The sequence below is a fragment of the Nonomuraea muscovyensis genome (assembly GCF_014207745.1).
Taxonomy (GTDB): Bacteria; Actinomycetota; Actinomycetes; order Streptosporangiales; family Streptosporangiaceae; genus Nonomuraea; species Nonomuraea muscovyensis.
Genome location: NZ_JACHJB010000002.1, coordinates 1617495 through 1640593 on the forward strand (window position 1 = coordinate 1617495; position 23099 = coordinate 1640593).

Annotated in this window: 18 protein-coding genes; 4 read left to right on the plus strand and 14 right to left on the minus strand. The window is 71.6% G+C overall.

The window, feature by feature from the left end; all coding sequences use genetic code 11:
• Positions 1 to 7: 7 nt before the first annotated feature.
• From FHU36_RS24235 to FHU36_RS24275, 9 genes are all read right to left on the minus strand, one after another.
• Positions 8 to 1606, minus strand: coding sequence for an ABC-F family ATP-binding cassette domain-containing protein (locus tag FHU36_RS24235; protein ID WP_185086181.1), 1599 nt, complete (start codon positions 1604 to 1606; stop codon positions 8 to 10).
• Positions 1607 to 1719: 113 nt separating this feature from the next.
• Positions 1720 to 4335, minus strand: a complete 2616-nt coding sequence (locus FHU36_RS24240; RefSeq protein WP_185086182.1) for an exo-rhamnogalacturonan lyase family protein — start codon at positions 4333 to 4335, stop codon at positions 1720 to 1722.
• Positions 4332 to 4952 (minus strand): rhamnogalacturonan acetylesterase, encoded by a 621-nt coding sequence (locus FHU36_RS24245; protein WP_185086183.1) that lies wholly within the window; start codon positions 4950 to 4952, stop codon positions 4332 to 4334. Before FHU36_RS24245 ends, FHU36_RS24240 begins: the two co-directional genes overlap by 4 nt.
• On the minus strand, positions 4949 to 5857 hold the full coding sequence (locus FHU36_RS24250) for a carbohydrate ABC transporter permease (protein ID WP_185086184.1): 909 nt from the start codon (positions 5855 to 5857) through the stop codon (positions 4949 to 4951). The genes FHU36_RS24245 and FHU36_RS24250 overlap by 4 nt, the downstream gene beginning before the upstream one ends.
• Positions 5858 to 5870: 13 nt before the next feature.
• Positions 5871 to 6848, minus strand: coding sequence for an ABC transporter permease (locus FHU36_RS24255; protein ID WP_185086185.1), 978 nt, complete (start codon positions 6846 to 6848; stop codon positions 5871 to 5873).
• A 59-nt stretch (positions 6849 to 6907) separates the two neighbouring features.
• The gene (locus tag FHU36_RS24260; RefSeq protein WP_185086186.1) at positions 6908 to 8461 is read right to left on the minus strand and encodes an extracellular solute-binding protein; all 1554 of its coding nucleotides are present in this window, start codon (positions 8459 to 8461) and stop codon (positions 6908 to 6910) included.
• Positions 8458 to 9072, minus strand: a complete 615-nt coding sequence (locus tag FHU36_RS24265) for a YesL family protein (RefSeq protein ID WP_246502553.1) — start codon at positions 9070 to 9072, stop codon at positions 8458 to 8460. Before FHU36_RS24265 ends, FHU36_RS24260 begins: the two co-directional genes overlap by 4 nt.
• 140 nt (positions 9073 to 9212) lie before the next feature.
• The gene (locus FHU36_RS24270) at positions 9213 to 9869 is read right to left on the minus strand and encodes a DUF1961 family protein (RefSeq protein WP_221496549.1); all 657 of its coding nucleotides are present in this window, start codon (positions 9867 to 9869) and stop codon (positions 9213 to 9215) included.
• 11 nt (positions 9870 to 9880) lie between these two features.
• On the minus strand, positions 9881 to 10900 hold the full coding sequence (locus FHU36_RS24275; RefSeq protein WP_185086187.1) for a LacI family DNA-binding transcriptional regulator: 1020 nt from the start codon (positions 10898 to 10900) through the stop codon (positions 9881 to 9883).
• A gap of 480 nt (positions 10901 to 11380) precedes the next feature.
• Between FHU36_RS24275 and FHU36_RS24280 the strand changes: the two genes are divergently transcribed.
• Positions 11381 to 12217 carry an NPP1 family protein gene (locus FHU36_RS24280; protein ID WP_246502554.1) on the plus strand — a complete coding sequence of 279 codons (837 nt, stop codon included), beginning with the start codon at positions 11381 to 11383 and terminating at the stop codon, positions 12215 to 12217.
• Positions 12218 to 12397: 180 nt separating this feature from the next.
• Here the strand turns inward: FHU36_RS24280 and FHU36_RS24285 are convergent, their stop codons facing one another.
• A complete protein-coding gene (locus FHU36_RS24285) occupies positions 12398 to 13051 on the minus strand; it encodes an acVLRF1 family peptidyl-tRNA hydrolase (protein WP_185086189.1) in 654 nt (217 codons plus the stop codon).
• Positions 13052 to 13261: 210 nt separating this feature from the next.
• Here FHU36_RS24285 and FHU36_RS24290 point away from each other — a divergent pair, with 210 nt between their 5' ends.
• Together FHU36_RS24290 and FHU36_RS24295 are read left to right on the plus strand one after the other, a co-directional pair.
• On the plus strand, positions 13262 to 14284 hold the full coding sequence (locus tag FHU36_RS24290; RefSeq protein ID WP_185086190.1) for an EAL domain-containing protein: 1023 nt from the start codon (positions 13262 to 13264) through the stop codon (positions 14282 to 14284).
• 63 nt (positions 14285 to 14347) lie between these two features.
• A complete protein-coding gene (locus FHU36_RS24295) occupies positions 14348 to 15655 on the plus strand; it encodes an aminotransferase class V-fold PLP-dependent enzyme (RefSeq protein ID WP_221496551.1) in 1308 nt (435 codons plus the stop codon).
• Between the two features lie 120 nt (positions 15656 to 15775).
• Here the strand turns inward: FHU36_RS24295 and hisG are convergent, their stop codons facing one another.
• The gene (gene hisG, locus FHU36_RS24300) at positions 15776 to 16621 is read right to left on the minus strand and encodes an ATP phosphoribosyltransferase (protein ID WP_185086191.1); all 846 of its coding nucleotides are present in this window, start codon (positions 16619 to 16621) and stop codon (positions 15776 to 15778) included.
• A gap of 62 nt (positions 16622 to 16683) precedes the next feature.
• Entirely contained in the window at positions 16684 to 16947 is a 264-nt protein-coding gene (locus FHU36_RS24305; RefSeq protein ID WP_113700568.1) for a phosphoribosyl-ATP diphosphatase, read from the minus strand.
• A gap of 233 nt (positions 16948 to 17180) precedes the next feature.
• Here FHU36_RS24305 and FHU36_RS24310 point away from each other — a divergent pair, with 233 nt between their 5' ends.
• Positions 17181 to 18194, plus strand: a complete 1014-nt coding sequence (locus FHU36_RS24310; protein WP_185086192.1) for a LacI family DNA-binding transcriptional regulator — start codon at positions 17181 to 17183, stop codon at positions 18192 to 18194.
• Positions 18195 to 18389: 195 nt separating this feature from the next.
• On the opposite strand, the gene FHU36_RS24315 is transcribed toward FHU36_RS24310, so the two are convergent.
• Positions 18390 to 20804 (minus strand): glycoside hydrolase family 2 protein, encoded by a 2415-nt coding sequence (locus FHU36_RS24315; RefSeq protein WP_185086193.1) that lies wholly within the window; start codon positions 20802 to 20804, stop codon positions 18390 to 18392.
• 177 nt (positions 20805 to 20981) lie between these two features.
• A complete protein-coding gene (locus FHU36_RS24320) occupies positions 20982 to 22916 on the minus strand; it encodes a DEAD/DEAH box helicase (RefSeq protein ID WP_185086194.1) in 1935 nt (644 codons plus the stop codon).
• Between the last annotated feature and the right edge of the window lie 183 nt (positions 22917 to 23099).

Genomic DNA, 23099 nt, shown 5'->3' on the forward strand with positions numbered 1-23099 from the left:
ATTAAGATCAGGCAAGTGCCACAAGATCGGAAAATTCGTCGCTCCACGCGTCTTCAGTTCCGTCCGGTAGCAAGATCACCCTATCCGGTGACAGGGCGTCAACGGCACCCTCGTCATGGGTGACGAGCACGATGGCTCCTGAATAGGACCTCAGAGCCTGCAGAACCTGCTCGCGGCTGACCGGGTCGAGGTTGTTCGTGGGCTCGTCGAGAAGGAGGACGTTGGCGCTGGACAGCACCAGGATGGCCAGGGCCAGACGGGTCTTCTCGCCGCCGGAGAGCACCCCGGCCGGCTTGTCGACGTCGTCACCGGTGAACAGGAAGGATCCGAGCACCTTGCGAAGTTCGGTGTCGGTGAACTCGCCGCCGGCCGAGCGCATGTTCTCCAGCAGCGTCCGGCCGGGGTCGAGGGTCTCGTGCTCCTGGGCGTAGTAGCCGACCTTGAGGCCGTGGCCGGGCTTGACGGCGCCGGAGTCGGGCTGCTCGACGCCGCCGAGCAGGCGCAGCAGCGTGGTCTTGCCGGCGCCGTTGAGACCGAGGATGACGACCCGGTGGCCCCGGTCGATGGCCACGTCGACGTCGGTGAAGACCTCCAGCGAGCCGTAGGACTTGGACAGCCCCTCGGCCATCAGCGGGGTGCGGCCGCACGGCTGGGGCTCGGGGAAGCGCAGCCTGGCCACCTTGTCGCTCTGGCGCTCCTCCTCGGTCGAGGCGAGCAGCCGGTGGGCGCGGCGCATCATGTCCTGGGCCGCCTTGGCCTTGGTGGCCTTGGCGCGCATCTTGTCGGCCTGGGCGAGCAGCGCGCCCGCCTGCTTCTCGGCGTTGGCCCGCTCGCGCTTGCGGCGCTTCTCGTCGGTCTCCCGTTGCGCAAGGTAGGCTTTCCACCCCACGTTGTAGTGGTCGATCACGCAGCGGTTGGCGTCGAGGTGCAGGACCTTGTTGACCGTCGCTTCAAGAAGGTCCACGTCATGGCTGATGATCACCAAGCCGCCCTGATGGGATCGCAAAAAATCGCGAAGCCACCCGATTGAGTCCGCATCTAGGTGGTTTGTCGGCTCGTCGAGAAGGAGAGTTTCCGCTCCGCTGAAAAGAATGCGCGCCAATTCGACGCGCCTGCGCTGACCGCCAGAAAGCGTTTTCAGCGGTTGGGCGAGCACCCTGTCAGGCAAACCGAGACTGGAGGCGATGGAGGCCGCCTCCGACTCGGCCGCATAGCCGCCGAGGACGTGCATCTGGTCCTCCAACCGGCCGTAGCGGCGCACCGCCTTCTCGCGGGTGCGCTCGTCGGCCGAGGACATGCCGAGCTCGGCCTCGCGCAACTGGCGCAGCACCTCGTCGAGGCCGCGCGCCGACAGGATGCGGTCGCGGGCGAGCACCTCGAGGTCACCGGTGCGGGGGTCCTGCGGCAGGTAGCCGACGCTGCCGGCCGTGGTGACCGACCCGGTGGCGGGCAGGGCCTCGCCGGCCAGCACCTTGGTCAGCGTGGTCTTGCCCGCCCCGTTGCGGCCGACGAGGCCGACCTTGTCGCCGGGGTTGACCCGGAAGGAGGCGCTTTCGATGAGCAGGCGCGCGCCGGCGCGCAGCTCGATGTCACTGGCGATGATCATGGTAGACGTGGCACTCCCGTGCTAGGAAACGAGGGATTCGGCGTGCTGCGCCGGTCAATCGGGAGTGTGCATACGGATCAGTGTATGGCCCCCAGCTGGGGACCGACCTCTCGTTATTCCTCCGGCAGGTGCTCGCGGATCAGGGCGAGGTTCTGGATGGCGGCCAGGCCGTACTGCGCGGTGTCGTTCGTCGAGACGAACGCGGCCTCCTCCACGGGCGCGAGCACGTGCGGCCCGGCCACCCGGGTCAGCCTCCAGTCGGGCTCGCGCTGCAACAGGTTGCGGTTGAGCTGGTCGTCCTCGTCCAGGCTGAACTTCCGCCAGGCGCGGGCGGCCAGCACGGCGGCCCGCCCGGGATCGGCGCTGCGGGCCGCCGCGTAGGCGGTGAGGCGACTGTGGGCCTGCACCAGCGAGATGCCGCGCAGCGCGTGGCCCACCTCGGCCTCCTGCTCGGCGGCGGGCGCGAGGTAGAGCCTGCAGTAGTCGAGCCAGGCGCCCTCGAAGCCGGGCACGTCCAGGTCGAGCGCGATCAGCTCCGAGCACATCTCGGGCAGCCCGAAGACGGCCGACAGATGCGAGATCGCCACGGCGTCGCGGGAGGTGTCGAACCGGCCGGTGGCCAGGTCGAGCCGGGCCTCGCCGGTGAGGAAGCCGTGCGGCAGCGCGCCGATGCCGGCCATGGTGCCGAGCAGCCGGTCCTTGGCGCGTTCGTCGCCGTGGCGCTCCCAGCGGGTCAGCCAGGCGGCGGCGAGGGCGCCCCAGTCGGCGCCCAGGCCGACCGACAGGGCCGACGGGTCGGGCGTGTAGACGTCCTCGCGCACCTTGCGCAGCGGGTCGATCGCGAGGAAGGTCTCCTCGGGCACGGCCAGCTCGTCGAGCAGGTCGCCGGTGCGCTCGTCGGCGGTCAGGTAGTAGAAGAAGCGGCGGTAGACGGCGTTGGAGATGCGCAACTGCTTGCAGCTGCACCCCCAGTGCTGCACGTTGTGCCGGCTGCCGAGGCCCTTCCAGCGGCCGAGGTGGTAGACGTCGACCTCGCCGGTGTGGCGGGTCATCGCCTCCGCGAAGCGGAAGACGTCCGGCCGGCCGGTGCGCAGGTACTGGTACCACAGCCACAGGTCGGGCGACAGCTCGGAGTTGTCCCAGGCGTAGCCGCCCACGTCGTAGCGCCAGGTGTGCCGGTCGGCGTCGTAGGTGTGCATGACGTCGCCGTAGTCCCAGAAGCCGTACCAGCGGCGCTGCTCGCGTTCGCGGACGTACAGGTCGAACAGGAAGTCGAGCCGGTCCTCGATCGCGGCGCGGGCCGGGGTGGAGCGGTCGGGCAGATCCCAGTCGCCGAAGACGCCGGCGGCGCGGATCCGCTCGGGCGGCGCGGCCAGCAGCGCCGGGTCGTTCATCGCGGCGGCGTGCGCGGCGAGGCCGGCCGACGGCGGGGTGGCGTCGTGGACGCGCAGGGTCAGCTCGTGCGTACGGGCCACACCATGGGCGTCGCCGAAGCCGGGCTCGTAGTCCTCGTAGGTGATCTCCAGGCCTTCGAGCTGCTCGGCGAAGGTGTCCTGGCCCATGCCGTCGTGCCAGGAGCGCAGGTCCATGGCGGGCGCCGAGGGCGAGTAGAGCCAGACCGTCGCGGTGGCGAGGTCCGTGGCGGCGCCCCGGACGTCCAGGCGGGTGGGGTGCAGCCGCCAGAAGTCGCGCAGGCCGAAGCCGAGGCCGCCGCTGACGCCGCCGACGTAGCCGTAGCCGGCCGAACGGGTGCCGGCCGGGATCGTCACCCAGGCGTGCCCCTCGGCGGTGCGCTTGCGCAGGGTGAAGCCGTCGGCGGAGGTCTGGTCGAGGGTGTAGTCGCTCCAGGTGGGGATCAGGTGCAGCCGCCCGGCCACCTCGGGGTTGCCGATCGGGCCGCACGGGCGGCCCTCGACCTGGGCCCGCCGCACCTGCTCGCCGGGGTCGCGGCGCAGGCCGGTCAGCCCGCGCACGGCCTCGGTGAGGAAGCCGCCGTCCGGCCCGGCCAGCCGCACGTGACGGTCGTGCGGCTCGTCGCGCATGACCACGTCGGCGCGCAGGCCGAGCCCGGCCAGGAAGTCGCGCCGCGAGTCGCCGTCCCAGACGAACGTGTGCACGACGCGCACGTCCGCGGCTCCGGCGTAGAAGTACAGGCGGACCGTGAAGGGCAGCCGGCCGCCGTGATCTCCGTCGAGGCGGACCACGGCGCGCACGGGGCCGTCCTGCTCGACGCTGACGCGGGTGACCCGGCCGGCGGCCCGCTCGCGGGTGACGGAGCCGTCCTCGTCGGGGGTGGGGCCATCCTGGTGCAGGCTGACCAGGCGGACGTCCCTGACGATCTCACGCTCGCCCTCGGCGGCGGACACGGTGACCGAGCGGGCGAGCGTGTCGCCGCCTTCCTCGATCGTCCAGGTCACCGCTCCCGTGCCGACGCGCAGCGCGCCGTCCTCGCGGGCGACGACGACCGGCCGGCCCGGGGCGGCGGGGGTGGCGCCGGGCCGCAGCTCGTACGTCTCCGCCGGGCTCGGCTGCGGGCCGGCGGCGTGCGCCGACCACTTCACCGAGCCGTCCGGCCAGGTCGCGGTGACCCAGCTCTGCACGGGCACCTGCCCGCCCGCCGGGTCGGCCAGCGCGAACGGGGTACCCGGCCGGACCTCACCGCGCGGCCACGGCACTCCCCAGGTCACCCCCTGCTCTGCGGGTCGGTCCAGCCAGCGGAGCACGGTCATGCGATCTCCTTCAGCCGCTCGGCGACGATCGCGGCCACCTCGTCGGCGCCGCGGAAGCAGAAGTGGGTGTCGTCGGCCACCCCGTCCGGGTAGAGCGGGTGCCGGCCGGGCGGGAAGTGGGTGAACAGCGCCGCCGAGCCGTCGGGGCCGAGGCGCTCGTACAGCTCGGTGGTGGCGGCGGTCAGGTCGATCAGCGGCACGCCCTCGTCGGCGGCGAACGCGCGCACCCGCTCGGGGTAGTCGCCGTGCGTCGGCGTCAGCCGGTCGCCGTCGAAGCGGCGCCGCTGCACCGGGGTGCACAGCACCGGCAGCGTCCCGGCCCCGCGCGCCTCCTCGACGAAGGCGCGCAGGTTCTCCTGGTACGGCAGCGCCGGTTCCTTCTGGTCGTTGTGCCCGAACTGGATCACCACGACGTCACCCGGACCCGCCTCCAGCAGCAGCGCGTCCCACAGTCCCTCGGCGCGGTGGCTCGCCGTGGTGGCGCCGCCCTTGGCGAAGTTGCGCACCGGGCCGCCGAGGTGGGCGCCCAGCTGGGCGCCCCACCCCGACATGGGTGCCTCGTGGGCGGGGCAGGAGGCGACCGTCGAGTCGCCCGCCAGCAGCACCGTCCGGGTCACTCCTTCACCGACCCGATCAGCACGCCCTTGGCGAAGTGCTTCTGCAGGAACGGGTAGAAGAACAGAATGGGCAGCGTGGCGATGACCACCACGGCGAACTTCAGGCCCTGCTCGGGCGGCACCCAGGTCCGGTCCATCTGCGCCAGCGCGTTGGCGGCGTCGGTGTTGGTGAGCTGCCGGACCAGGATCTGCAGCGTCCACTTGTTCGGGTCGTTGATGTACAGGAGCGGCGACATGTAGTCGTTCCAGATCGCCACCGCGTAGAACAGCGAGAACGTCGCGATGATCGGCTTGGACAGCGGCAGGACGATCTTGAAGAAGACGCCCATCTCGTTGGCGCCGTCGATGCGCGCCGCCTCCTCCAGGGCCTGCGGCAGTTCCTGGAAGAAGCTCTTGATGATGATCAGGTAGAACGGGTTGATCGCCAGCGGCAGGATCAGCGCCCAGTAGCTGTCGAGCAGCCCCAGGTCGCGCACCACCAGGTAGGTGGGGATCATGCCGCCGGTGAAGACCAGCGTGAAGATCACCAGGTTCAGCACCAGCGCCCGGCCGGGCAGGTAGCGCTTGGCCAGCGGGTAGGCCATGGTGAAGGTCAGCCCGAGCTGCACCACCGTGCCGACGGCGGTCACGACCACGGTCGTGATCAGCGCGCGGACGAAGGTGTCGGTGGCGAAGATGTACTCGTACGACTCGGTGACGATCTTCTCCGGCCACAGGAAGAACGGCCGCGAGGAGATCTCCGACTCGCCGGCGAACGATCCGGCCAGCACGTACAGCAGCGGCAGTACCGTGATCAGCGCCAGGCCGACGAGCACGATGACGTTGAGCGCGTCGAACACCCGGCTGCCGAGCGAGCTGTTGTTGTTGACCGGCGCCTTGGTCTTGCTCTGGGTGATGGCAGACATGTGCCCGGTCTCCTTAGAACAGTCCACGCTGGCCGAGGCGCTTGGCCAGCCAGTTCGAGCCGAAGATCAGGATGACGCCGGCCACGCCCTTGAACAGGCCGACGGCGGTGGAGTAGCTGATGGCGCCCTGGGTGATGCCGGCGTAGTAGACGTAGGTGTCGAACACGTCCGCCACCGAGCGGTTCAGCGAGGTGGTCATCAGCCAGATCTGCTCGAAGCCGGAGTCCAGCAGGTTGCCAGAGGCGAGGATCGCCATGACGACGACGGTCGGGCGGATCGCGGGCAGGGTGACATGCCAGAGCTGCCTGAAGCGGCCGGCGCCGTCCATGCGGGCGGCCTCGTACAGGTTCGGGTCCACCCCGGCCAGCGCGGCCAGGTAGATGATCGTGCCCCAGCCGGTCTGCTTCCAGAGCTGCTGCAGGATGATGAGCGGCCGGAACCACTCCTCCTGCGCCATGTAGTCGATCTTCGCGGTGTCACCCGAGAGCTCGCGGATCCAGCCGGAGATCACGCCGAAGTCGGCCGCGAACAGGATGTAGGTCAGCGAGGCGATGATCGTCCAGGACAGGAAGTGCGGGATGTAGATGAGCGACTGGACCGAGCGCTTGAGGAAGTTGATCCGCAGCTCGTTCAGCAGCAGCGCGACGATGATCGGCGCGGGGAAGACGAAGACGATGTGCAGCAGCGCCAGGAGCAGCGTGTTGAACATCAGCCGCCCGAAGTCCGGGCCGGCGAAGAGCTCCTCGAAGTGCTTGAAGCCGACCCAGGGGCTGCCCGAGTAGCCGAGGAACGGCAGGAAGTCCTGGAACGCGATCGTCACGCCGTACATCGGCAGGTACTTGAAGATCGCGAAGTAGGCGACGCCCGGGAGGAGCATCAGGTAGAGCCAGCGGTAGCGCGTCAGCGCCGTGCGGAGCGGGACCTGGTCGGCCCTCCGCCTCCTAGCCTTGGTGACCGCCTTCTCGGGAGGCGGCGCCAGGTCGGTGGCCACAGCGGCCTCCTTTCGTGTGAGGGGCCCGGGTACGGCCCGGGCCCCTCGAAGGGCGGGGGCTACTGACCGAGCTTGCCGACGAGGTCGTTGATCTCGGCGGCCACCTGCGTGCCGCCGCTGTCGTACCAGCGCTTGATCTCGGCCTTGAGCTGCTCCTCGGTGAACGTGCCCGACAGGTACTTGATCCGCGCGTCCGGGATGATCGTGTCGAGCTGCGCGCCCTTGGCGACGGCGGCGGGCGCGACCACGGGCAGCGCCACGTTGTGCACGGCCGTCTTGAGGTCCTCGGCCATCAGCTTCTTCTGCAGCGCCACCATGTCCTTGTAGGGCTGACCGGACGGCACGCGCTGGTAGGCGATGCCGCCGATGTCCACGGTGCCCTTGGTGCTGAGCTGGATGAAGGCGTCGTCCACGTTGTCCTGGACGGTCTTGACCGCGGGGTCGTCCTCGTTGATCAGCGCGGCGGTGTCACCGTTCTCGACCTTGAAGTTGCGGCCCTCGATGCCGTTGGTGACCAGGACCTGGCCCTCCTTCGAGGCCAGCTTGTCCAGGGTCTTCAGCACGTTGTCGAGGTCGGCCTCGGTCCGCACGCTCTGCTTGGAGACGGCCAGGACGTCGGCGTAGCCGGTGAACGGGTAGGAGAACTTCTGGCCGTCCGAGCGCTTGAGGTTGCCGACCATGGCGACCTTGTCGCCGTAGGTCTCCTTGTCGTCCTCGTAGAACAGGTCGAGGACCTGCCGCGAGCGGATGTTGACGTCGATGATCATGCCGCCCTTGTTCTGGTGGAACGGCTCGTTCCACTTGGCGGCGTCCAGGGTGGCGAAGTCGGGGTTGACCATGCCCCCGTCCACCATCTTCTTCAGCCACCGGTTGGCCTCGAGGAACTCGGGGGTGTCGAAGCCCGGCACGATCTTGCCGTCACGCTCGCCCCAGCCGTTCGGCGCGCCGAACCAGGTCTCGATCACGTCGTACGGGCTGGCGCTGGCGTAGTTGCCCGGCCACTTCGGGATGATGAGGCCGAAGGTGTCCTTCTTGCCGTTGCCGTCAGGGTCCTTCTCGGTGAACGCCTTGGCGATCTCGTACAGGTCGTCGACGGTCTCCGGCTCGTCCAGGCCGACCTTCTTCAGCCAGTCCTTGCGGATCACGATCGCCGAGCGCAGCAGGGGGCGCATCCGGTAGAGGCCGTAGATCTTGCCGTTGATGGAGGAGTTGAGCGCCGTCCGCTCGTCCGCCGGCTTCAGGTTCGGGTACTTGTCGATCTTGTCGGTCAGGTCCCAGAACGCACCGGCCTGGGCGGACTTGACGAACGCCGGGAGCTTGGGGTCGACGACCATGACCTGCGGGAGGTTGTCCGAGGCGAGCGTGACGTTGAGCTTGTCGGTGTACTCGGCGTTCGGCACCCAGGTGACCTGGAGCTTCTTGCCGAGGAACTTCTCCACCGCCTGGTGCATCTCGCCCTTGGGGTCGGGCGCGGTGCCGAACAGCTTGGACATGATCGTCAGCGTGTTGGGGTCGGCGGCGGGCGCGTCGCCGCCACCGGAACAGGCCGAGGCGAGAAGAGCGGCCGTTAGCGTTACCACACCGGCGGTGAGCCGGCGACGGGATGCGCTCATGAGATCCCTTTCGAGTGCAGACGCGCCTCGTTCTCCTGGAAGAAGCGCAGGCAGAGCCAGGTGTTGACATAGATCCAGGCGCCGATGCTGATCACCGCCGCGAGGACGGGCATCGCCGAGGTGGCGTAGGCGATGCCGATGAGGACGAAGAGCTGCAGCACGGACGCTGCCGGCCGGGTGATCGCGAACAGCGACGCCTTGGGCAGGTAGGCCCGCAGGGGCAGGTCGTAGTGCGCGTAGATCGGCCCGAGGTAGGAGCCCACCACCACCAGAGCGGCCAGCGCGACGAGTGTCGCGACCCGCAGCGCTCCCGTGCCGGGGCCCAGAGCGCTCAGGTAGAGGTGGTTGCCAACCAGGACGGTGGCGGCCACCGCCATAGGCAGCACCAGCACGCTGCCGCGGACGAACTCCCGTCGGTAGACGGTCCCGAACTCCGTCCATGCCTGAAACGATTCACCATGAACGTGCCGCCTGGCGAGGGTGTACGCGGCCATGGTGGCAGGCCCGATCCCGAGGATCACGCCACCGGCGAGGGTGAACATGAGCCACAACAGGTTCAGGCGAGCCGCCCAGGCCACCTCGGTACAGGCGGCCTGAACCTTCATTGACATGGAGTGATGGAACATCCGGCAGCACTTTCTCGTGGCGTGTGCGCGGACACGGAGGGAGGGCGTTGCGCCGCGGTTCCCGCCCCGTTACGGAGGGATGAACGGCTGGTTGGAGGCGAACGTAGTGTTGAATCGACTCAGAGTCAATGATGCGAAACCCGGAGATTTGCATAATCCCCGATCAATGGGGCCATCTGCCGGAAACCGATCTTGCCGCCCCGCAGGGCGGGACCCCCGACGGTGCCGTCGTCCACCCAGCGGAACGAGACCAAATCGTTGACACTGAACGTGATCTCCGCGCCTCTGACGTCGAGTCTCATGGCGTACGGACCCTCGGCGTCGAGCACGGCGGGCAGCGGGTCGGGCCCCTGCGCGACCAGGTGGAAGCCGTGGCTCTTGCGCAGGTTGCAGGTGTGCAGCCTGCGCTCCGACGGCCACATGCGCCGGTAGTAGGACACGTGGTAGGCGTCGATGTCGCCGCTGTGATACTGCTCGTACGGCCCCTCGCGCGGGGCCAGCGCGGGATCGAGGAGATCCTCGCCGCCCCGGCCGCGGGCGTGGAAGAACATGATGGCCAGCCCCGGCTCCCTGACGGGCCAGAAGTCCCACTCGACCCGCACGTCGGCGGGGAAGTCCTCCGGGCACCACAGCACCAGGTTGGCCGCCTGCCCGTCGGCCGGCGGCCGGACGCTCTCCAGCCGCATCCGGCCCTGCGGGAACGACACCGTCCCCGGCCCCTCCATCCGGAACCCCCTGAGGTCGTCCGGACCGGCGAGCCGGTTGCGGTAGATCTCGGTCACATCATGCTCCTTCAGTCGCGCCTGCGCAGCGCGCTCGACTCCCGGACCACCAGGTCCGGCTGGAAGATGACCTGCCGGTGCCGGTGCCGCTCGGGCGCAGTCACCTCCTCCAGCAGCAGGTCGACGGCCGTACGCCCGAGCAGCTCGCGCGGCTGGCGGACGGAGGACAGCGGGACCGCGGCGGCCGCGGCGAAGTCGATGTCGTCGTAGCCGACGATCGCCATGTCGTGCGGGACCCGAAGCCCCCGCGCGGCCATGGCCTGCAGGAACCCGAGCGCTATCAGGTCGTTGGCGCAGAAGGCGGCGGTCGGCCGTCGTTTCGGCGGCAGGCCGGCCACCCGTTCGCCCGCGGCCCGCCCGCCGGCGACGCTCAGCGCGGGCAGCACGTGGCTGACCAGTTCGACGCCGTCGCCCGCCTCGGCCACGGCGTTCATGATGCCGGCGTGCCGGTCGGCCACCTGTTTGATCGACGGCGGCCCGCCGACGTAGGTGATGCGGCGATGGCCCTGTTGGATCAGGTGCGATCCGGCCAGGTGCCCGCCGAGCCGGTCGTCGACCGCCACCGAGCACTGCAGGCCGGTGGCGGCGCTGTCGACCAGCACCACGGGGGTGCCGCGGGCGGCCAGCTCGGCCAGCCGGGGGCTGCCCGCGTCGACCGGGGTGATCAGTATGCCCATGACGCGCTGCTGTTCGAGCTGGTCGAGGTGGCGGCGCTCACGACGCGGGTCGGCGGCGCTGTTGCACAGCACCACCATCGTGTCGTGCTCGTCGGCCAGCGCCTCCGCGCCCTGGGCGACGTCGGTGAAGAACGGGTTGGCCACGTCGAGCACGACCAGGCCCACCGTGCGGCTGCGGCCCACCCGCAGGTGGCGGGCCACCTCGTTGCGGACGAACCCCAGCTCACGGATCGCCTTGAACACACGCTCGCGCGTGGCCGGGGAGACGATCTCGGGCCTGTTGAGGACGTTGCTCACGGTGCCCACAGAGACTCGCGCCAGCTGCGCGACCTCCTTGATGCTGCTGGTCGCCATCGAACCTCACGAGGCCGTGCTGCCGGGAACCCGGCCATCATAGCGGCAGGAACGCCCGTTTTGAATCGACTCAAACCCCCGATCTCACAACGACTCGGTCTCCCATTTGAACGAGCCCGCCAAAACCCCGGCCCACAACGGGATGCGGGCTCCGCAGAACCGGCACAAGCCGCGGACAGCCGTGGCGACGCCTGCGGGACCCGGCACAAGCCGCGGACAGCCGGGCCGACGTCTGGCGGGGCCCGGCCCGAACCTCGGACAGCCTGGCCGACCACGGGCACGGCGCACACGTCCACGGCTCGTCGTGCCCGAAACCGTGGCACGGCACCCCGCATCGGTGAACGCGGTCCGGCCCTCTTACGCGTTCCTCTGACGAAGCGCCACATGACGAGTTACGTTCTCGGCGAAGCCAGGGCGTGGAAAGCGGCATGCCCCCCCCCCGGATCGATCGGCCTGAACCACGTTCACGAGGAGAACGCATTGGACGACCGGCTGTTATCGAAGTCCTCCGCCCACCCGCACAGTTCTGACGCCGTCCCCGAGGCCGAGAGGGGCGGGCCACGGCGCCTGCGCACTCTCGCGCTCGCCCTCGGCGGGGCCCTCGCCATCGGCGTCGCCTTCCCGGCCGCGGCCTTCGCGGACCCTCCCGGGGCCCTGCCCGCCAACGCCGACGGTCTGGAGCAGACGTTCCAGCCCGCCTACGACTACGACAAGGACGGCTGCTACCCGACCCCCGCCATCGGCCCCGACGGGACCGTCGCCCCGGGCCTGAAGCCGGGCGGCGCGCTCAACGGCCGGTGCCGCGACTCCTGGGACCTCGACAACACCAACGGCTACGCGCGCTACACGTGCAACAACGGCTGGTGCGCCATCATCTACGGCCTGTACTTCGAGAAGGACCAGGCCGTCATCGGCAGCGGCCTCGGGGGACACCGCCACGACTGGGAGCACGTCGTGGTGTGGGTCAAGGACAACCGCGCCGAGTACGTCGCGACCTCCGAACACGGCAACTTCAAGATCCATCGCCGCGACGCCATCCGCTGGGACGGAACCCACCCCAAGATCGTTTACCACAAGGACGGGCTCGGCACCCACGCCTTCCGCGCCGCCAACACCAACGACGACCCGCCGGAGAACCACCACGGCACCTGGCAGTACCCGCGGCTGGTCGGCTGGAACGGCTACCCGCCCGGCATCCGCGACCGGCTGACCCAGGCCGACTTCGGCAGTGCCCACTTCGGCCTCAAGGACGGCTCGTTCAGCGGCCACCTCCGCAAGGCCATGCCGTCCGGCATCCCCTTCGACCCCGACGCCTGACGCCCACAGCCCCTACTGACCCGGCCACACCTCACCGCGCCCGGGACGGCCTCTCCCCCGGCCGTCCCGGGCGCCCCGCGCGGGCGCAACGGCCGGAGTGCGCCCGGCACCTCGCCCGCGGACACGCCCCGATCTCACGGCCGAACGGGCGACGGCGCACCCGGGCCACGCGCGGATCCTTCAGGACGGGTCCACCACGCGGACCCTGACCGCGCGGAACAGCTCCGGGGTGTCGCGCAGCACCGCCAGCTTGGGGTCGGGGACCGTCAGGAACGGCTCCGTCTCCAGGGCCAGCAGCGGTGCGAGGCGTCGGTCGGCGCGCAGGGCGCCGGCGGCGCGGCGGTCGCCGCCGAGGACGACCGCGTCCAGCTCGGCGAGATGCGGCGTCAGGACGCGCAGCGCCGTCTCGGCCGCCGTGTCGAGGGCCTGGTCCGCCTGGTTTCGGCGTCTCCTGGCGAAGCGCTGCTGCGACCACCCTCCGGCGGCGGTGCGGCCCTGGACCAGGCGGGACCCGACCTTGGAGGCCACCAGGACGCCGCCGTGGAACACCCCGGCCGCGTAGCCGCCCAGCCGGACGAGGATCACGCCGACGCGGCGTTCGGCCCGCGCGTGCGCGACGAGCCGGGACACGTACGGCGGACCGGCCGGCATGGGCGGAAAGGGGGCGTGCAGCTCGGCGAGGGCGCCGTCGGCCGCCGCCAGGCGCACCACCCGTTCGTCGCCGGACGCCTCGAACGGCCCGTGCCGGTCGGCGAAGCCGTCGATCCACGGGTGCACGCGCTCGGGCGGCACCGACACCCACCGGCCGCCGCCCTTCGCCGGTCGCGCGCTCATGCCCCGAAGGCTAGCCCACCGGCTGCCCCTCCCAGGTCACCACGGGCATGGCCCTCCTCCCGACGCAAAGCCCCTGAGGCGCGGGGTTACGGGTGCGCGGGCGATCGGGGGGCCGGATGCGCTGGTTGGGGCGGGAACCGGAGGGGAAATGTCGGTGAACTTCGCCGCAGGGGGCTTTTGCGCCGGCGACCTGGGCCGCATCATCCCCTCGTGACCTCTCCCGGCCCCATCGTGGACCTCGACACGGGTACCGCCATCGCCCGCCCGGCGGCCGTGGACGCCGCCGGTTTCCTGCCCGGCGGCCCGCTGCCGCTGGTGCTGGAGCTGCCGTTCACCGTCGTGGCGCGCGGCGCGGGCGCGCTGGTGCCGCTGCACGAGGCGCTGCGGAGATCGGGCCGGCATCCCCGGGACACGATGCTGCTGCTCAGCGGCCCGTGCGGGGCCGCCGAGCGGCCGGTGCTCCAGGTCACGCTCGACGGGCTGGACAACCTCGGCTACCTGCTCGGGTTCGGCGGAGCCGGGCTGGAGAGCGTGCCGCTCGACATGGTCGCGGAGGTCTCGCCGTACCTGCTGGCCCTGTCCCCCGAGGTGGTGGCGCGGGTGCCGCGCGACCACCGGGCGGTCGCGGTGGCGCGGGCGGTGGTGGAGCTGGCGCGCGGCATCGGCGCGCACGTGCTCGCGCCGGGGATCGCGGAGCAGGCGCAGCTCGCGGCGGTGCGCGGCTGGGGAGTGCGGCTCGCGCACGGGCCGCTGCTCGCTCCTGGCCGTGACGGACGGGTACGGGTGCCGCTCCCGGCTCCGGCGGAGGCGGCGGGCATGGGGGCGCAGCTGGGCCCGCGCGTGCAGGAGCTGGTGATGCCCGCGGTGACGCTGCCGGCCGAGGCCAAGGCGGAGGAGGTGGTGGCGGCGTTCGGCGACGAGCCGTCGATCACGAGTGTGATCCTGGTGGACGAGTACCAGCGGCCCCAGGGCAGCCTGGACCGCGGCAGGTTCCTGCTGTCGATCGCCGCCCGGTACGGCCACGCGCTGCACGCCACCAAGCCGGCCCGGCGGCTGGCCGACCCGCCGCGCACGGTGCCGAAGAGCACGCCCGCGGTGGCGGCCATGCGGGCGGCCGGCCAGGACTCGGCCCGCGTCTACGACGACCTGGTGGTCACCGACGAGCTGAACCGCTGCATGGGCATCGTCCGCGTCTCCGACCTGATCCGCCAGGTGACCGCGGCCAACGGCTGAAGATCCGTAACGACTCGGGTGGCGTACTGTGCAGCGCACCCCGGCCCGGGATAGGAAGGAGGTGTGACGCGGCAGCTGAACAGACGGGCCCTGCTCGGCGCGGGCATGCTGGCGGGGGTGTCGGCCTGCACCGCGACGCCCACGCCCGCCACCCCTCCCACGACCTCCCAGGCGCCGCCGTTCGACCCGAAGGACTGGGCGAACGTGCGCGCGCAGTTCGCGCTCGACCCGGCGCTCGCCCACTTCGCGGCATTCGTGCTGGCGCCGGCGCCCGCGCTGGTGCGCGAGACGATCGACAGGCACCGCGCGGGACTGGACGCCGACCCGCACTACCTGCCGCCCGGCGACTCGGCGCCGGACCAGACCATCCGCAGGACGGCAGCACGATACCTGGGCGCCCAGGCGGGCGAGATCGCGCTCACCGACAGCACCACGATGGGCCTCGGCCTGCTCTACTCCGGGTTGCGGCTGCTGCCGGGCCAGGACGTGCTCACCACCGAGCACGACTTCCTGGCCACCCACGAGGGGGTGCGCCTGCTGGCCGAGCGCACCGGGGCGCGGGTGCGCAGGGTGAAGCTGTACGAGGACCCGGCGGCGGCCTCGGCCGACCGGATCGTCAGCGCGATCAAGGAGGGGCTGGGGCCGCGCACCCGGGTGGTGGCCGTGACGTGGGTGCATTCCAGCACCGGCGTGCGGCTGCCGGTCCGGGCCATCGCCGACATGCTCGCCGAGGTCAACAAGGGCCGCGACGAGCGGGACCGGGCGTTGCTGTGCGTGGACGGGGTGCACGGGTTCGGCGCGATGGCCGACGGCGTGGCCGAGCTGGGCTGCGACTTCCTGTCCAGCGGCACCCACAAGTGGCTGTTCGGCCCGCGCGGCACCGGGATCCTGTGGGGCCGGGCCTGGGACGCGCTGTCACCGCTCATCCCGGGCTTCGAACGGCCGTCGTTCGTGGCGTGGCAGACCGGCAGGGCGCCGGGGCCGACGACGGCCGAGCTGGTCACGCCGGGCGGCTACAAGGCGTTCGAGCACCGGTGGGCGATGACGCAGGCGTTCGGGTTCCAGGAGGCGATCGGCAAGGACCGCGTCCAGCGGCGCACCCAGGAGCTGGCCACCCGGCTCAAGGAGGGGCTGCGGGCGATCCCGCACGTGACGCTGGTGACGCCGGTCTCGGCCGAGCTCTCGGCCGGGCTGGTGTGCTGCGCCGTCGCGGGCATGCATCCGGAGACGGCGGTGACGAAGCTGCGCGAGCGCAAGGTGGTCACGAGCACCACGCCGTACGTGCCGCCGCTGCTGCGCTTCGGCACGAGCATCGTCACGACGCCCGAGGAGGTGGACCGGGCGGTCAAGGCGGTGGCCGAGCTGCGCTGACCGCCACCGCCCCGGCCGGGCGGACCGGCGGTGACCCGGTCAGACCAGGCCACCCCCGGACCGCGCCTCACGTCACCGACCGTGCCCGGCCGGCACCGGGTGGCCGGTCGGTGACGGTGGTCAGAGGCGGCAGGCGTAGATGTCGGTGACGAGGATGGCGCGGGCGCCGATGTCCCAGAGCTGGTCCATCACCTGCTGGTGGCCCTTGCGGCGGACCATGGCGCGCACGGCGACCCAGCCCTCGCGGTGCAGCGGCGAGACCGTCGGCCCCTCCATGCCGGGGGTGAGCGCGATGGCCTCCTCGATGCGCTCGGCGCGGATGTCGTAGTCCATCATCACGAAGTCGCGGGCGTGCACGACGCCCTGGAAGCGGCGCACGAGCTGGCCCACGCCGGGGGTCTCGGGGGCGCTCTGCCGCTTGATCAGCACGGCCTCGGAGCGCATGATCGGGTCGCCGAACACCTCGAGGCCGACGTTGCGCAGCGTGGTGCCGGTCTCGACGACGTCGGCGATGGCGTCGGCCACGCCGAGCCGGATCGCCGTCTCCACCGCGCCGTCGAGCTTGATCACGCGTGCGTCGACGCCCGCGTCGGACAGGTATTTGCCGAGCAGGCCGGCGTAGGAGGTGGCGATGCGCATGCCGTCGAGGTCCTTGACCGACGTCATCGCGCCGGCCCTGGCAGCCAGGCGGAACGTGGAGCCGCCGAACCCGAGCTGCATGATCTCCTCGACGGGCGCGCCGGAGTCGACCAGCATGTCGCGGCCGGTGATGCCGGCGTCGAGGGTGCCTTCGCCGACGTAGACGGCGATGTCGCGGGGGCGCAGGAAGAACAGCTCGCAGCCGTTGTCCTCGTCGAGGACGACGAGCTCCTTGCTGTCGCGGCGCGGCCGGTAGCCGGCCTCCTTGAGGATGGCCTGGGCGGCCTCGCTCAGCACGCCCTTGTTGGGTACGGCTAGTCGGATCATGTGGTCGTCATCCTTGGTCTCGCGAAGGTCGTACGGACGGGCCAGGTCGGGGCGCGAACGCCCTAGAGATGCTTGTAGACCTGGTCCAGCCCGATGCCCTTGGCGAGCATGAGCACCTGCACGTGGTAGAGGAGCTGCGAGATCTCCTCGGCCGCCCGGTCAGTGGACTCGTGCTCGGCGGCCATCCAGCTCTCGGCGGCCTCCTCGACGACCTTCTTGCCGATGGCATGGACACCGGCGTCGAGCGCGGCCACGGTGCCCGAGCCCGCGGGCCGGGTGCGCGCCTTCTCGGACAGCTCGGCGAACAGCTCTTCGAAGGTCTTCATGGTCTCTCTCGTGGGTCGGCAGACGTGCATGACAAGCCTAGTCTGCGCGGGGGGGTCGTACGCCCTGGAGTCCGCCACGCGAGACGGCGCGCATTGAGCGATCTTGACCGTCACTCCCGGTTTCTCCATGATCCATCGATTACCGGCCTTTGGGGCGAAGATGGCGGCTCCGCGTCCGCCAGCAGCACTGATACGGTTCAGTGCAACGTGCGCCGGTCGAGGGGGGTGGGCGGGTGAGAAGGCCGACGATCGCCGATATCGCCCAGCGGGCCGGCGTTTCCAAGGGGGCCGTCTCCTACGCGCTGAACGGCCGGCCCGGCGTCTCCGCGGCCACCCGGGCGCGGGTCCTGGCGATCGCCGACGAGATCGGCTGGCGCCCCAACCTGGCGGCGCGGTCGCTCAGCGGGGCCCGGGCCGACGCGGTGGGCCTCGTGGTGTGCCGACCGGCGCGCTTCCTGGGCGTGGAGCCGTTCTTCATGGAGCTGATCAGCGGCATCGAGAGCGAGCTGGCCGCCGGGTCGCGCGCGCTGATGCTGCAGGTGGTGGCCGACCACGAGGCGGAGATCGCGGTCTACCGGCGCTGGTGGGGCGAGGGCCGGGTGGACGGCGTGATCCTGGTGGACCTGCACGTGGCCGACCCGCGGGTGCCGGTGGTCGAGCGGCTCGGCATGCCGGCGGTCGTGGTCGGGCACCCGTCCGGCGCGGGCTCCCTTCCGGCGGTGTGGTCGGACGACGCCGCCGTGATGCGCGAGGTGATCGAGTATCTCGCGGCCCTCGGCCACCGGCGCGTCGCCCGGGTGGCCGGGCTGCCCGGGCTGCTGCACACCGCGATCAGGGATCGGGCGTTCGCCGAGGCGTGCGCGGCTCTGGAGCTCGACGGCAGCCCCGTGGCCCACACCGACTACACCGGCGAGGAGGGTGCGCGGGCGACCCGGAGGCTGCTCAGCTCGCGGGCGAGGCCCACCGCGATCGTCTACGACAACGACATCATGGCGCTGGCGGGCCTGTCGGTGGCCCAGGAGATGCGCCTGGACGTGCCGGCCGGGCTGTCCATCGTGGCCTGGGACGACTCGCCGCTGTGCCGGGTGGTGCGCCCGCCGCTGACGGCGCTGACCCGCGACACCCCCGCCTGCGGCGCGCGCGCCGTCCAGCGGCTGCTGCACCTCGTCGACGGCGGGGAGCCGGCCTGCGTGGAGGATCCGGTCGCCCGGCTGCTCCCCCGGGGGAGCACGGCCCCCGCGCCCTGAGCCGGCCGCGGACATCCAGCCGCGACCCGACCATTCTCCGCGACCCACTGCTTATTGTTACTTATCCGTTTAAGTGATGTTATCCAGATAACCTGATCCGACCGAGGCCGGCCGGGTGGACCACGTCCGCCGTGAGCACGTCACCCCTCGCATCACGCCCAGCGGCCTGAAGGGCCGGCCCGGCGCGCCGGTGCCTCAGCTCACGGCCACGTCGTTGACGCAGCGCAGCACGGGCGGGCGGGTGAGGGCCCGCTCCTCCGGGTCGCCGCCGGCGACCAGGAAGCTCGCCCGCTCCCCCGGCAGCAGCGTGACGAGCTGGTCGTCCACCTCGGCGGCGGGGTCGAGCCGGTCGGGGAACACGGCCAGGTCGCGCAGGAGCGTGCGCGCGGTGACGGTCAGCCGCACCCCGCCGGGGGTGCGTTCGGTGACCGCGTCGTAGTGGGGTTCGGGCAGGTTCAGGTCGCGGTCGGGCGCGAAGAACCACAGGGCCCGCTCCCCCGTCCCCGCCCGGACGGCGATCAGCTCGCCGGCGGGATCGCCGGCGCCGGCCACCGGGGCGGCCAGCTCCAGCGTCACGACGGCGCGCGGCGGAACGTCGAGGTCGAGGTCCTGCGTAGCCCGCGCGGAGCCGTCGAACCGGTGCCGCACGGCCTGTGCCCGCGCCCGCCACGGCCGGCCGGTGTCGTTGACGGCCGCCAGCACCAGGCCGCCGTCGCGTGGCTGCACGGTCAGCAGCCGGTCGGCGTAGGCCCTGCGCAGCGCGTGGAAGAGCGGCTTCCTGCGGCCGTCGCCGTCCACGGCCGACCACGAGGTGACCGGCCAGCAGTCGTTGAGCTGCCACACCACGCTGCCCGCGCAGTACGGCCACAGCGACCGGAAGTGCTCCACCCCGAGCCGGATGGCACGCGCCTGGTTGACCTGGGTCAGGTAGTGCCAGTCGTCGAACGTCTCCGGTACCGGGAAATGCGGTTTGAGCCCGGCGGCCAGTTTGAGGTCGCCGTCCGCGGCCTTCTGGTGGTGCAGCATGCCGGGAGAGTCAGGCAGCAGCGGGTCGTCGCCGACCGCCCGGCGGACGGTGGCGTAGGCGGCCGGCGCCTGGAAGCCGAACTCCGCGGCCAGCCTGGGCCGGTAGTCGCGGTAGGCGGTGTAGTCGCGCTCGTTCCACACGTCCCAGATGTGCATGGTGCCGCGGGCCGGGTCGTTCGGGGGCAGGTCCGCCGAGCCGGAGTACGGGCTGCCGGGCCAGTAGGGGCGGGTGGGGTCGAGCTCGGCCACGATGCGGGGCAGCGTCTCCAGGTAGAAGCCGGCGCCCCAGCTACGGTCCTGCAACCGCTCGCGCCAGCCCCATTCGGCGTGGCCCTGGATGTTCTCGTTGTTGCCGCACCACAGGACCAGGCTCGGGTGCGGGGTGAGCCTGGTGACCTGTTCGCGCGCCTCGGCCGCCACCTCGGCGCCGATCGGGTCCTCCTCCGGGTAGGCGGCGCAGGCGAACGGGAAGTCCTGCCAGACCATCAGCCCGAGGCGGTCGCACAGGTCGTAGAAGTCCTCGCTCTCGTACAGGCCGCCGCCCCACACGCGCACCAGGTTGACTCCGGCCTCGCACGCCTGGGCGAGCCGCGCGGCGTACCGGTCACGGCCGACCCGGGTGGGGAAGCAGTCGTCGGGGATCCAGTTGACGCCCCGCAGGAAGACGTCGACGCCGTTGACGGCCAGGGTGAAGGCGCCGTCGTCGGTGCGCAGACGCACCTCGCGCAGCCCGATGTCCCTGCGCCACACGTCGTCCCCGGCCGTGACCACCAGTTCGTGGAGCGGCTGGTCGCCGTGGCCGCGTGGCCACCACAGGGCGGGATCCGGCACCTCCAGCGTGATCACGGCGTCGGTGCGCCCGGCGGGGATCCGGGCCTGCCCCGACACTTCCCCGAGCGACGCGGTGACCTCCGCGGCTGCCCCGCCGTCCACCTTCACGTGGACGTCCACCCGGGCCGTCGCGTCGTGGAGGGACACCAGGGGGCGCACGTCGGCGATCCTGACGCCGCTCCACGCGTGCAGGCCGATGGGCCGCCAGATCCCGGACGTGACGAGCGTCGGTCCCCAGTCCCAGCCGAAGTTGCAGGCCATCTTCCTGATGAACGGGTACGGCTCCGCGTACGCGCCCGGCCGGTCCCCCAGCTCGGCCCGCACCCGTTCGGCGTACGCGTACGGCGAGTCGAACGTGACGCTTAACCGGTTCTCCCCCTCACGCAACGCGCCCGCGACGTCGAAGCGGTACGACCGGTGCATGTTGGCGGTCTCGCCGATCCGTTGGCCGTTGAGCTCGATCAGGGCCACCGTGTCCAGCCCCTCGCACACCAGGTCGGTCCGCTCGTGGCCGGTCGGGCTCCAGTCGAACACGGTCTCGTAGCGCCAGGCCGTGCGGCCGATCCAGGTCAGGCGGGTCTCGTTGTCGTCGAGGTAGGGGTCGGGGATCAGGCCGGCGGCGAGCAGATCGGTGTGCACGCACCCGGGCACGGCGGCCGGCACGGCGGCTCGCACGGCAGAGGGCGGGTGCGCGGCGCCGCCGTCCACCGCGCGGACGGTCCAGGACTCATGCAAGGCACGCCGAAAGCCCATGCGACAACTCTCCGAGGATCGATCGAGCAATACGCACATATCAGCATTTATTCGGCGTACTGGCAATATGTTTACTGAACCGCTTCATAGTCGCGGGCAGCACGCAAAAACGGCACCGCCCGCCGTACCCTCCTCGTGGGAGAGGTACGACGGGCGGTGCCGGAGTTCTGTCAGCGGTCAGCGGCCGTAGCGGCGCTCGCCACCCGAGCGGTAGCCGCCGCGCCCGCCGCGGTCGTCGCCACGGACACCGCCGGAGCGGTAGCCGTCACGCGGCCGGTCGTCGGACCGGAAGCCGCCGCGGTCGCGATCGGCCGAGAACGGACGGCCGCGGTCGCCGGTGGTGGTACGGGGAGCACGCTCGTCCGAGCGGAACCCGCCCCGGCTCTCGCCGCGGAACCCGCCGCTGCGCTGGCCGCGCTCGCCGGAACGGAACCCGCCGCGGTCGTCCGAGCGGAACCCGCCACGGTCGTCGGACCGGTACCCGCCACGGTCGCCGGACCGGTCGCCGCTCCTGTCACCAGCGCGGTCGTCGGAGCGGAACCCGCCACGGGCGCCGCCCTCGTCACGGCGGAAGCCGCCGCGCTCGCCGCCGGAGCGGCGGTCGTCACCGAACGTGCGCGGCTCGCGGGAGCCGTCGCCGTCGTGGCGGGGCGCCCGGCGCTCGTCACCCGCGAAGCCGGAGCCACGCGTGGAGCCGGCCGAGAAGGACCGGTCGCCCTCGTCGTGCCTGCGCGCGGGGCGGTCGGTGTCGTCGTGGCGGCGCGGACGGCGGTCACCGTCGAAGTCGCGGCGCGGACGGCGGCCACGGCGCTCGCCGTGCCCACCGCCGTGGCTGTCGCGGCGCGGCCGCAGCGGCTTGCGGACGTCGGGCTCCCACACGGGGATGGACTCGCCGCTCGGCGTGCGGGCGCCGGTCACCTCGGCGACCCTGGGGTGACCCGGGCCGGCCTTGAGCCGGAACGGGTGGATGCCGGCGCGCCGGGTGAGCTGCTCGGTGGAGCGGCGCTCGTTCGGCAGCACCAGCGTCACCACGGTGCCCTTCTCGCCCGCGCGGGCGGTGCGGCCGCCGCGGTGCAGGTAGCTCTTGTGGTCCTGCGGCGGGTCGACGTGCAGCACGAGGCTGATGTTGTCGACGTGGATGCCGCGCGCGGCCACGTCGGTGCAGACGAGCACGTTGACGGAGCCCTCGCGGAACTCGGCGAGGATGCGGGTGCGCTGGTTCTGGCGCTTGCCGCCGTGCAGGCCGCCGGCGCGGACGCCGACCCGGGCGAGCTGCTTGCACAGCCGGTCGACGCCGTGCTGGGTGCGGACGAAGATGATCGTACGGCCGTCGCGGTTGGCGATCTCGGCGGTCACGTCGAACTTCTCGTCGCGCGTCACCTGCAGCACGTGGTGCTCCATCGTGTCGACCGGGGAGGTCGCGGGCGCCACGGAGTGGGTGATCGGGTTCTTGAGGAAGCGCTGCACCAGCTTGTCGACGTCGCCGTCGAGCGTGGCCGAGAACAGCAGCCGCTGACCGTCGGCCGGGGTCTGCGCGAGCAGGTCGGTGACGACGGGGAAGAAGCCGAGGTCGCACATGTGGTCGGCCTCGTCGAGAACGCTGACCTCGACCTCCGCCAGCGAGCACTCACCCTGGCGGATGAGGTCGCCCAGCCGCCCGGGGGTGGCGATGACGATGTCGACGCCGCGGCGCAGCGCCTCGATCTGCTTGCCCATCGACATGCCGCCGACGATGACCTTCATGCGCAGGCCGAGACCGCGGCCGAGCGGCTCCAGCGCGTCGTGCACCTGGAGGGCCAGCTCACGGGTCGGGACGAGGATCATCGCGCGCGGACGGCCCGGCGCGGGCCGGACGCCGGCGATGCGGGCCATGGTGGGCAGGCCGAAGGCGAGCGTCTTGCCGGAGCCGGTCTGGCCGCGGCCGAGCACGTCGGCGCCCGTGAGGACGTCGGGGATGGTGGCGCTCTGGATCGGGAAGGGGCTGTCGATGCCCTGCTTGGCCAGCCCGGTGACGAGCGGCTTGGGCAGGCCCAGCAGCTCGAATCCGGACAGGCCCTGCTCGGGGGTGAGCTCCTGCTCGGGGGCGAGCTCGGGCAGGACAGCATCAAGCATGGTCACGAACGTCGTGCCTTTCAGTCGAAGTGGCGCGTCACTTCTGCGAAAGGACGAGCCAGGACGTACGGCTGCCTCGCCGTACTTCGTCGGAAAAAGCGCGGGTGATCGGCACCCGCTGGGGTGGGGACAGGCCCGGTCGGTGCTCACCGACTCGCGTGGGCCGTCTACGCGCACCCGCTT

What these genes read in the sequence shown, in the direction of transcription:
- FHU36_RS24260 (WP_185086186.1), bottom strand. Translation starts at nt 8,461, where the DNA reads ATGAGCGCATCCCGTCGCCGGCTCACCGCCGGTGTGGTAACGCTAACG.
- FHU36_RS24265 (WP_246502553.1), bottom strand. Translation starts at nt 9,072, where the DNA reads ATGTCAATGAAGGTTCAGGCCGCCTGTACCGAGGTGGCCTGGGCGGCT.
- FHU36_RS24285 (WP_185086189.1), bottom strand. Translation starts at nt 13,051, where the DNA reads ATGAGCGCGCGACCGGCGAAGGGCGGCGGCCGGTGGGTGTCGGTGCCG.
- FHU36_RS24235 (WP_185086181.1), bottom strand. Translation starts at nt 1,606, where the DNA reads ATGATCATCGCCAGTGACATCGAGCTGCGCGCCGGCGCGCGCCTGCTC.
- FHU36_RS24240 (WP_185086182.1), bottom strand. Translation starts at nt 4,335, where the DNA reads ATGACCGTGCTCCGCTGGCTGGACCGACCCGCAGAGCAGGGGGTGACC.
- hisG (WP_185086191.1), bottom strand. Translation starts at nt 16,621, where the DNA reads ATGATCCGACTAGCCGTACCCAACAAGGGCGTGCTGAGCGAGGCCGCC.
- FHU36_RS24305 (WP_113700568.1), bottom strand. Translation starts at nt 16,947, where the DNA reads ATGAAGACCTTCGAAGAGCTGTTCGCCGAGCTGTCCGAGAAGGCGCGC.
- FHU36_RS24320 (WP_185086194.1), bottom strand. Translation starts at nt 22,916, where the DNA reads ATGCTTGATGCTGTCCTGCCCGAGCTCGCCCCCGAGCAGGAGCTCACC.
- FHU36_RS24275 (WP_185086187.1), bottom strand. Translation starts at nt 10,900, where the DNA reads ATGGCGACCAGCAGCATCAAGGAGGTCGCGCAGCTGGCGCGAGTCTCT.
- FHU36_RS24315 (WP_185086193.1), bottom strand. Translation starts at nt 20,804, where the DNA reads ATGGGCTTTCGGCGTGCCTTGCATGAGTCCTGGACCGTCCGCGCGGTG.
- FHU36_RS24250 (WP_185086184.1), bottom strand. Translation starts at nt 5,857, where the DNA reads ATGTCTGCCATCACCCAGAGCAAGACCAAGGCGCCGGTCAACAACAAC.